The sequence below is a fragment of the Aeromonas caviae genome (assembly GCF_000819785.1).
Classification (GTDB): Bacteria; Pseudomonadota; Gammaproteobacteria; order Enterobacterales; family Aeromonadaceae; genus Aeromonas; species Aeromonas caviae.
On the sequence record NZ_CDBK01000028.1, the window covers coordinates 45,166 to 51,773 of the forward strand.

Below are 6,608 nucleotides of genomic sequence, written 5' to 3' on the forward strand. Positions count from 1 at the left end.
TATGGGCACGCCTCGGCGCCGTGAGGCGCGTTGACCAGGCGCTGTCAGCCCCTGTGTCCGGCGCTGGCCTGATGCACGGCGTCCGTGAGCAGCCGTTGCAACTGGCATCTGGCCTCGTCGGTTTCATGGCTGGCAGTGAGCAGCACCACCCCCAGGGTGCCCGGTGAGGGCAGCACGCCGCCGAGGAGGGTGAGACTGGCCGGCATGCCGATGGGGGAACGCACCGTGATCCCGAGCCCAGCCTGCACGGCGGCCCAGATCCCGCCGAGGCTCTGGCTGGTGAAGGCGATCCGCCAGGGGATCCCGGCATCGTCGAGGGCGCGGATGGCCCGCGCCCGCATCAGGCAGGGGGCATCGAAGAGCACCAGGGGCAGGGGCTCCCCGCGCGCGAGCAAAGGGGCGAGGTCCCACTCGGGGTGGGCAATCCAGGCCAGTTGCACCACCTCGATGAGGGGAAGATCCTCCCGCTCTCCCTGTGGCTGCCAGGCGAGAGCCATGTCGAGGGTGCCTTCCCTGATCCCCTGCACCAGGGCCCCGTTGCGATCGATGCGGGTCGTCATGCGCAGGGCCGGGTGCTGGCGACAGAGGGGTCCCAGCACGGCGGGGAGCAAAGATTCACCGAAGTCCTCCTGCACCCCGAGCCGGATCTCCCCTTGCAGCAATTCCCCTTTGAGGGCGAGCACGGCTTCGTCATTGAGCGCCAGCAGCCGCTTGGCGTAGCCCAGCAGGCGCTCACCGCTGGCTGTCGGCACCAGGTGACGTCCCTGCTTCATGACCAGATTGGTGCCGCACTGCTGTTCGAGTTTTTTCAACTGGGCGCTGACCGCCGAGGTGGAGCGGCACAGCCGCTGCGCCGCCAGCGCAAAGCTGCCGCACTCCAGTCCCAGCACGTAGCTGCGCAGGGCATCGAGATCCAGGCTGGGGGGAAGGGGTGACATAACTATCCTTTTAATCGGGATGATTGGTCTTGAATATTTCGATTTTTAAATTGTAGCAGTGAGGGAGAGTGGCTTCATCCACCAAGGAGATTGCCATGACACCCGATGTTCCCGATCGCGCCACCCTGGCGCAGCTTGCCCCCCGACTCGCCCGACTGGCGGAAGAGACGCTGTTTGGCGATATCTGGCAGCGCCCCACCCTCTCGCCCCGCGAGCGCAGCCTGATCACCCTGGCCATCCTGGCGTCACTGGGCCGGGTGCAACAACTGCCCTGGCATATTGCATTCGCCCGGCAAAACGGCCTGTCCCGGGATGAGCTGGAAGAGCTGTTCACCCATCTTGCCTTCTACGCCGGTTTGCCCGCCGCAGTGACGGCCGTGGGCTATCTGCCCCCCCGCGAGGAGGTGACCCCATGCCGCTGACCCGTATCACCCTGTGCGAGGGGATGAGCGACGCACACCTGCAACAACTCAGCGCCCTCTACCACCAGACCCTGGTGGAGGTGTTCGAGGTGCCGCCGAAGGATAAATTCCAGATCCTCGAGATCTTGCCTGCCAGTGCGCTCATCTATGACCCCCACTACCAGACCGGCCGCCGGGACCAGGGTTTCATCCTCTTCCAGATCCTGGCGGGCAAGGTGCGCAGCACCGCGACCAGGGAGCGGCTTTATGCACGTCTCGCCGAGCGCCTTGAGGCCGAGCTTGGGATCCACCCCGACAACCTCATGGTGGTGATCCAGCAGACCGATGCCGAGGCGTGGAGTTTCGGCCAGGGCCGGATGTTCAGACAGGAGGTGGCCTCATGATCGCCATGCACTACCGATTCACCCTGCCCGCAGACTACGACATGGCGCTGATCGAGCAGCGGATCGCCAGCAATGGCGCCAGACTGGACGGCTTTCCCGGTCTGTTGTTCAAGGCCTATCTCTACAGCCGTCAGGACGATGGGGCCCTGCCGGGGCAGGAGAACCGCTATGCCCCCTTCTATGTGTGGCACAGCGCCGAGGCGATGCACCGATTCCTGGCAAGCGAGGGATTCGCGGCGCTCACCCGGCATTTCGGCTGGCCCCGCATCGAGACCTGGCATCTGCTGCGGGCGCCGGATCCGGCCTCCCTCGACGGGGCTTGCATGGCCAGGCTGCGGCGCACCAAGGTCGCTTCCCACGACCAGCTGGCCGACCTGCACGGCGAGGCCATGGTGAGCGGCTGGGATCTCACCCGATGGGAATGGCTGGAGGCGGATTTTCTCCCGTCCCTCTCATCGCCCTTGCCTGGCGGGGGCGAGATCTACCGTATCGGCTATCTGGCGAAGGGGAGAGGGGGGTAAAGCGGAATTATCTTTGTCATTGAGGCTGTTTTTCCATTCACTTGGGCTGTGAAAGTGATATTAGCACCGTGAACATAGGGTGTTATATCTCGCTTGTGGATGATGATGTGGAGTTGCATCCACCTGCTGCAATGAACTGGCTCAGTGGGCACATTCAGGGTGACGGCCCGCGCCGGGCAGGGCATGATCCCGCTGCAATGCGTATGGACGCGTCAACCGGATCAAGGAGTTCCCATGTACCTGCCACCCCATTTCGCCGTTACCGACCCCGAGGCGCTGCACCAGCTGATGCAGGCGAACCCCCTGGGGGCCCTGATCACCTGTGGTGAAGGGGGGCTGGATGCCAACCACCTGCCGTTCGAGTTCGATGGGGCGCAGGGGGCCCACGGTGTGCTGCGGGCCCATGTGGCTCGCAACAACCCGCTTTGGCAGGAGGTGAAAGAGGGCGACGAAGTGCTGGTGATCTTCAGAGCCGCCGACGGCTACATCTCCCCCAGCTGGTATCCGGGCAAGCAGGTGCATCACAAGCAGGTGCCGACATGGAACTACTGCGTGGTGCACGCCCATGGCCGTATCCGGGTGAGGGACGATGCCCGCTTCGTGCGTCGCCTGCTCGCGACCCTGACCCGTACCCACGAGGCGGGAGAATCCACCCCCTGGAAGATGGCGGATGCGCCGCGAGACTATCTCGAGACCATGGTACAGGCCGTGGTAGGCATAGAGATCGAGATTGAGCGGCTGGTCGGCAAGTTCAAGCTGGGTCAGAACAAAGAGGCGGCGGATCGCCTGGGAGCGGCCAATGCCCTGCAGGAGCGCGGGCAGACCGCACTGGCCGGCGCCATGCTGAGCCCGCCTCCTTCACAGCCCTAGCGTGACACCTTGAGATTCGGCCCGACAAAAACGGCAACCGTCTGGTTGCCGTTTTTCATGGTTCCACTCCCGCTCACGCGCTGGCATTGAGCAGCTTGCCGACGCCTTCCCCCGGGCCCTGGGGCAGGGTTTGCTTGAAGGCAGAAAGCAGCTGATCGAGGTTGAGGTCGCTGTTGCCGAGGGAGCCCTTGAGGGTGTCGAGCTCGCTTTGCAGCGCGTCGAGGCGGGTGCTCTGGGTGCCGTCTGCCAACTGGGTGCGGGCGGCATCGATGGCCTGGGACAGGGGCTGATCCGAGGATTCCTGACCCAGGGTCTGCATCAGCGCCCCCATGAAGTGGTTGATGGCGGGGCGGTTCTGCTCGCTGTCAGCCTCCTGGATGCCGAGGCGCTGGAACAGGCTCTGCACCGTGGGGGCAAGCTGCGCTTCCTGCACGGCAGGCTCGGTCTGGGCGGGCGGCGTGCTGTCGCCCAGCAGCTTGCTGCCGAGCTTGATGGCAAGGGAGGCGAGGGGAAGCAGGGTGCCGATGGCGATCATGATGTCACTCTCCGTACGACTGATGTCATGACGGAGCAGGGATCGGGCCAGCTTGGCGAACATTCAACCGAAAAATGGCAGGGGATTGATCCTGCTGTGAATTTCGTTTTTGCCAGGCGGAGGACGGGCGGGTGCGAGCGGGGGCGGCGGCAAACCCTTGCTGCCCGGGGGCTGGCCGGTTTGCCGCCCGGCTTGCCGGATCAGAGCTCCTTGAACGGGCGGCGCTTCTCCTCTTCGATGACGATGGCCTCCAGATTGGCGATGCGCTCCTGCAACTCCTTGATGATCATGTCCTGCTTGCCAAGACGGTCGGTAATGCGGGCATCCCCCATCTGGTAGCGGGCGCGTTTGGTGAGATAGCTGAACGACACGCTGATAAAGACGATCAGGACGATACCTGTCCACATGGTCATGAATGACTCCTTTCAAGATTTGAACGAGAGGATCTGTCTCCCGCGCTGTCGTTGTCTCATACCCGACCTTGGGCGGCAATGCCCGCCTGGTTGTCTTCGGTTCACGCTGGGCTGCCCGAGGGGGTCACTCTCCGTCAAGGAGGATGCCTGAATGTGATGGCTCCTCTGTCATGCGGTCGTGACTGGACAGGGCGTGTGCTGGCGATGATGTTGGTTATTTGCCGCGAGTAAAGATGAATGCATGGTCGTGAAAAGTGTGCGTTCGATCATTCATGCACATTATTCAGTATGTTATTGATGGAGTCCTCTTTTAATAAATGCCTGTCACCTGATATCGATGATGCATATCAGGCCGGGCATCAGCATGAGGTCATCCAATGGAAATAAGAAGACTGGCGCGCGGTGACGAAAATATCTGGTTCAAGGCATTATCCATATTGCTTGCTGAAACAGGAGAGGGGGCAGAAAAAGCCTCTCTGGAAGATATTGCCGCCGCTATTTCCGATGAGCGCTGTTATCTGCTGGTTGCCTTGCATGGCGATGAGCCTGTCGGGCTGCTCAGTGCGTACCGTTTCCCCGACGTGAGAACTGGGGGGTACCTGGCGTATCTTTATGATATTGAGGTGATGGATGAAAAAAGAGGGCGTGGCATAGGAAAAGGGTTGGTCAATACCCTGATTGCCTGCTGCACGCGCGATGGTGTCAGACTGGTTTGGGCCGGGACCGACATGGCAAATAAAGCCGCACGACAGACCTTTGTGACGACCGGCGGGAAGGTAGAAGGCAGCGCTTATGTTGAATATGAGTGGGATAGGCTGGATGACGCCATGTCACCGGCATGTCCGTCTGCTTCACCGGTCAGCCCCTTGACCAAACCATCGTCATCATGACCTGTTGCCATAAAGAACTGGGTATTACTTTTTTCCAGAATGTGTGAACTGCTTCTTCGAGTGTTGACCGGGCCGGCAACAATATAGAGCTGTTCTAACGATGGCGAGATGTTGGAAATTATCTTGTCGAACTGATATTGCAGTCTGACAATAAAATAAGAAAGGTTGATGATTGAGGCCAGAAATTCTGGCCATCAATGAATTTCTACTGTTTTTAATATATGGCCCCTCTTTGAGGGGCCTTTGGGGACGTTATGCCGTTTAGATATTAGTAATAAATCGCAACGCGACACATCACTCTATTGCTTAGGGTCGCTGTAGATTCACCAATATACCCATCACTCATACGGACGTGTGGTCTTCGACCATAGGAAGAGGTGGCGTATGCCCAATACATTGAGCCCATAGAGTAGTCGTTGACAATGAAGTAATCTGCTGCTCCCCACTCAGAAAATAATGAACCTACCTGTCGAATCCTCAGACCCAATGACACTTCACTCACAGGGGGGATTCTAGAGTTGCGATCACGTGAATCACACCACCACGAAGCCGTCGTACCAGAGCTTTCATATGGATACTGACTATACGTATGAACGAAGAACCAGTGGCGTAACGCAAAGGTATAGGTTAGAGGTGCCCCCCCCGAGGTGGGGACTGCTGTGATGGTGACTGGGGTTAGCATTCTTACTGGTGCTGAATGGTCCTCTGAAGTAATACGAACATTTCCGCCGTTGTCTACCGAAACCCATTCCACATCACTGCTCCAGGTGTACTCGCTCGGCGCACTGGGGGTATTCAGGGTGAACTCTGCGCCATGAAACCCCGTGGTCGGGAACCCGGCATCGACCGCAAACGTGAAGTCATTGACGGAAATATCTTCAAACTCCCCGAAAAGAGGGGTGACGACGACATTGATCGTCACCCTGTCACTGGTCACGCCATCCAGGCTGGCACTGATCTCTGTGGTGCCCTCTTCCACACCGGTCAGCAGGCCGCTGGTCACGGTGGCCGTAGCGGCGTCATCGGACAGCCAGGCGACGCTGCCGGTCACATTGGCCGTGGTGTTGTCGCTGTAGGTGGCGGTGGCGGTCAGCTGCTGGGTCTGGCCTTTGCCGACTGAGACGCTCGACGGCGTGATCTCGATAGCGGTGAGGACGGCATCGGTGACGGTGACCTGGGCTGTGTTGCTGGTCACGCCATCCAGGCTGGCGGTCACTTCCGTGGTGCCCTGCTCCACACCGGTCAGCAGGCCGCTGATCACGGTGGCCGTAGCAGTGTCATCGGACAGCCAGGCAACGCTGCCGGTCACATTGGCCGTGGTGTTGTCGCTGTAGGTGGCGGTGGCGGTCAGCTGCTGGGTCTGGCCTTTGCCGACCGACACGCTTGGCGGCGTGATCTCGATAGCGGTGAGGACGGCATCGGTGACGGTGACCTGGACTGCATTGCTGGTCACGCCATCCAGGCTGGCACTGATCTCTGTGGTGCCTTCTTCCACACCGGTCAGCAGGCCGCTGATCACGGTGGCCGCGGCGGTGTCATCGGACAGCCAGGCGACGCTGCCGGTCACATTGGCCGTGGTGCTGTCGCTGTAGGTGGCGGTGGCGGTCAGCTGCTGGGTCTGGCCTTTGCCGACCGA

At 60.6% G+C, this 6,608-nt stretch carries 9 protein-coding genes; 5 read left to right on the forward strand and 4 right to left on the reverse strand.

What is annotated here, in order from left to right:
• Positions 1 to 44: 44 nt before the first annotated feature.
• Positions 45 to 938, reverse strand: a complete 894-nt coding sequence (locus BN1120_RS03735; protein WP_042014806.1) for a LysR substrate-binding domain-containing protein — start codon at positions 936 to 938, stop codon at positions 45 to 47.
• A gap of 95 nt (positions 939 to 1,033) precedes the next feature.
• Here BN1120_RS03735 and BN1120_RS03740 point away from each other — a divergent pair, with 95 nt between their 5' ends.
• From BN1120_RS03740 to BN1120_RS03755, 4 genes are all read left to right on the forward strand, one after another.
• A complete protein-coding gene (locus BN1120_RS03740; protein ID WP_042014808.1) occupies positions 1,034 to 1,360 on the forward strand; it encodes a carboxymuconolactone decarboxylase family protein in 327 nt (108 codons plus the stop codon).
• Positions 1,351 to 1,743: a tautomerase family protein gene (locus tag BN1120_RS03745; RefSeq protein ID WP_010675683.1), complete on the forward strand. Its 393-nt coding sequence runs from the start codon at positions 1,351 to 1,353 to the stop codon at positions 1,741 to 1,743. The genes BN1120_RS03740 and BN1120_RS03745 overlap by 10 nt, the downstream gene beginning before the upstream one ends.
• Positions 1,740 to 2,264: a DUF4865 family protein gene (locus tag BN1120_RS03750; protein WP_042014809.1), complete on the forward strand. Its 525-nt coding sequence runs from the start codon at positions 1,740 to 1,742 to the stop codon at positions 2,262 to 2,264. The genes BN1120_RS03745 and BN1120_RS03750 overlap by 4 nt, the downstream gene beginning before the upstream one ends.
• Before the next feature lie 234 nt (positions 2,265 to 2,498).
• A complete protein-coding gene (locus BN1120_RS03755) occupies positions 2,499 to 3,134 on the forward strand; it encodes an FMN-binding negative transcriptional regulator (RefSeq protein ID WP_042014810.1) in 636 nt (211 codons plus the stop codon).
• Between the two features lie 73 nt (positions 3,135 to 3,207).
• Here the strand turns inward: BN1120_RS03755 and BN1120_RS03760 are convergent, their stop codons facing one another.
• Positions 3,208 to 3,669 carry a hypothetical protein gene (locus BN1120_RS03760; RefSeq protein WP_042014822.1) on the reverse strand — a complete coding sequence of 154 codons (462 nt, stop codon included), beginning with the start codon at positions 3,667 to 3,669 and terminating at the stop codon, positions 3,208 to 3,210.
• Positions 3,670 to 3,869: 200 nt separating this feature from the next.
• Positions 3,870 to 4,082: a hypothetical protein gene (locus tag BN1120_RS03765; RefSeq protein ID WP_041211694.1), complete on the reverse strand. Its 213-nt coding sequence runs from the start codon at positions 4,080 to 4,082 to the stop codon at positions 3,870 to 3,872.
• 377 nt (positions 4,083 to 4,459) lie between these two features.
• On the opposite strand from BN1120_RS03765, the gene BN1120_RS03770 reads away from it, so the two are divergent.
• Positions 4,460 to 4,972 carry a GNAT family N-acetyltransferase gene (locus BN1120_RS03770; protein WP_042014811.1) on the forward strand — a complete coding sequence of 171 codons (513 nt, stop codon included), beginning with the start codon at positions 4,460 to 4,462 and terminating at the stop codon, positions 4,970 to 4,972.
• Between the two features lie 268 nt (positions 4,973 to 5,240).
• On the opposite strand, the gene BN1120_RS03775 is transcribed toward BN1120_RS03770, so the two are convergent.
• Positions 5,241 to 6,608 (reverse strand): Ig-like domain-containing protein (locus BN1120_RS03775; protein WP_042014813.1); only part of this gene is annotated, 1,368 nt, incomplete at its 5' end.

Coding starts and splice junctions, on each gene's coding strand:
- BN1120_RS03735 (WP_042014806.1), bottom strand. CDS start 938: ATGTCACCCCTTCCCCCCAGCCTGGATCTCGATGCCCTGCGCAGCTAC.
- BN1120_RS03740 (WP_042014808.1), top strand. CDS start 1,034: ATGACACCCGATGTTCCCGATCGCGCCACCCTGGCGCAGCTTGCCCCC.
- BN1120_RS03745 (WP_010675683.1), top strand. CDS start 1,351: ATGCCGCTGACCCGTATCACCCTGTGCGAGGGGATGAGCGACGCACAC.
- BN1120_RS03750 (WP_042014809.1), top strand. CDS start 1,740: ATGATCGCCATGCACTACCGATTCACCCTGCCCGCAGACTACGACATG.
- BN1120_RS03755 (WP_042014810.1), top strand. CDS start 2,499: ATGTACCTGCCACCCCATTTCGCCGTTACCGACCCCGAGGCGCTGCAC.
- BN1120_RS03760 (WP_042014822.1), bottom strand. CDS start 3,669: ATGATCGCCATCGGCACCCTGCTTCCCCTCGCCTCCCTTGCCATCAAG.
- BN1120_RS03765 (WP_041211694.1), bottom strand. CDS start 4,082: ATGACCATGTGGACAGGTATCGTCCTGATCGTCTTTATCAGCGTGTCG.
- BN1120_RS03770 (WP_042014811.1), top strand. CDS start 4,460: ATGGAAATAAGAAGACTGGCGCGCGGTGACGAAAATATCTGGTTCAAG.